The sequence below is a fragment of the Specibacter sp. RAF43 genome (assembly GCF_052114065.1).
Lineage (GTDB): Bacteria > Actinomycetota > Actinomycetes > Actinomycetales > Micrococcaceae > Specibacter.
The window spans coordinates 1-1,517 of the sequence record NZ_JBFREA010000059.1 but is presented as its reverse complement, the minus strand read 5'-3'; the positions used below and the strand labels follow the sequence as shown (position 1 = coordinate 1,517).

The window sequence follows — 1,517 nt, the reverse complement described above, 5'->3', positions numbered from 1 at the left end:
GCGTGGGGGAAACGCCCGGTCCCATCCCGAACCCGGAAGCTAAGACCCACAGCGCCGATGGTACTGCATTCGTGAGGATGTGGGAGAGTAGGACACCGCCGGACAACACCCCAGGGTCGAGGCCCCCACCACCGTGGGGGCCTCCCCACCTTTAACAACCCAAACACACCCCAAGCCAGTGAGCCTTGAAGGCTCGGAGTGCCGCTCAGCGGAGCTCCTCGACCAGCCCGATGATGATGCCATCGGGGCCGCGGACGTAGCAGTACCGGTAGATCTCCCTGTACTGCGTCACTTCGCCGACCAGTACGGCGCCGTGGGCGCGCAGGCGGTCAAGAACGTCGACGACGGCGTCGACGACGAACGTGAGGCGAGGGATGCCCGGAGTGTTCATCGGCGCCCTCGGCGCGCTGCTGGTGGCCGCCGGCGTGTGGAACGTCGAAAGCTCGACCCTGCCGTGGCCGTCTGGTGTCCGCACGACGGCGATGTCCGCTCGGACGCCGTCCAGGCCGATGAGCTGGTCCACCCATTCACCCTCGACTGCTGCCTCGCCTTCCAGTTCCAGGCCCAATTCAAGGAAGAACGCGATGGCAGCGGCAAGATCCTCGACCACCACGCCGACGTGATCCATCCGGTAGATCGTCATGTCACCCAGTGTAGGAGGACCGAGGATTCTTGTCGTTGGCGAACACCACGCCCGCCTGGACCAACGCTGCGAGCTGGGACGCGTTGACCACCAGGGGCGACTTTCCCGCTGCGACCGATCGGACGAGCGGCGATTACGTTGAATTCGATACCACCACGGTCTCCGGGTACACCCTGCCAGCTGGATTAGCCGAGGCTATGCGTAGTATTCGTTTTGGGCTGAAGCAGGGACTCTCTCTGGCTACGGCGCAGGTAGCTGGGGTGGAACGCGCCCACCAGGGGCACCCATCGAATTTGGGGGACGCGAGATCCCGCTATCAGCACGCCGAGGCAAGCCCCGACAATAGCGATCAAAATCAACATTGCCTCCCCAATCATTTTCGGTCTATTGGTGCTCGCCTCAACACTATGCGCATTCAGGCGCGAGCCATCGGATCGCAATGAGCGCGGGACGACTGTGATCCCTGCCTCAGCCTGAGTGCCCAGCCTCACCTGTGTGTCTGGCCCGGGCTGGACAGGTGCGAGGGGTTGGCCGCGTTACACATCCGGGGCTGGCAGGCTGCCCCGGTCGGCCCATCGAAGGATGCTCTCGAGGGCCGTGGACAGGTGCAACCGGTCCGCAAGACGCGGCCGTATCCCTCATGCCGGCGACCGACATTTCGCAGGGAACTTGGGTGGTCCACGGCGTCGGACACCTAGGTCCTTGGTGGATTTGCGTGGGGGGTGAAAGGTGTGTATTGTTTTTCGAGTTGCCCCGGTTCGTTGGGGTGCCGATTCTCCGGTGTGGGTTGCCTGTTGTGGGTGGTTTGTGTCGGTGGTTTGGTGGTGTGGGTCACGGTTTGTGGTTTGCGTTGCCGGGCGGGGTCGGGTATATT

Annotated in this window: 1 protein-coding gene and 1 rRNA gene; one reads left to right on the top strand and one right to left on the bottom strand. The window is 63.5% G+C overall.

Features of this window, described 5'->3' with window-relative positions; all coding sequences use genetic code 11:
* Positions 1 to 104: ribosomal RNA gene (gene rrf, locus AB4Y80_RS16865) — 5S ribosomal RNA — on the top strand; the annotation flags it as partial.
* Between the two features lie 101 nt (positions 105 to 205).
* Here rrf and AB4Y80_RS16860 read toward each other — a convergent pair.
* Positions 206 to 643, bottom strand: coding sequence for a VOC family protein (locus AB4Y80_RS16860; RefSeq protein WP_442215490.1), 438 nt, complete (start codon positions 641 to 643; stop codon positions 206 to 208).
* Positions 644 to 1,517: the final 874 nt, after the last annotated feature.

Coding starts and splice junctions, on each gene's coding strand:
- AB4Y80_RS16860 (WP_442215490.1), bottom strand. CDS start 643: ATGACGATCTACCGGATGGATCACGTCGGCGTGGTGGTCGAGGATCTT.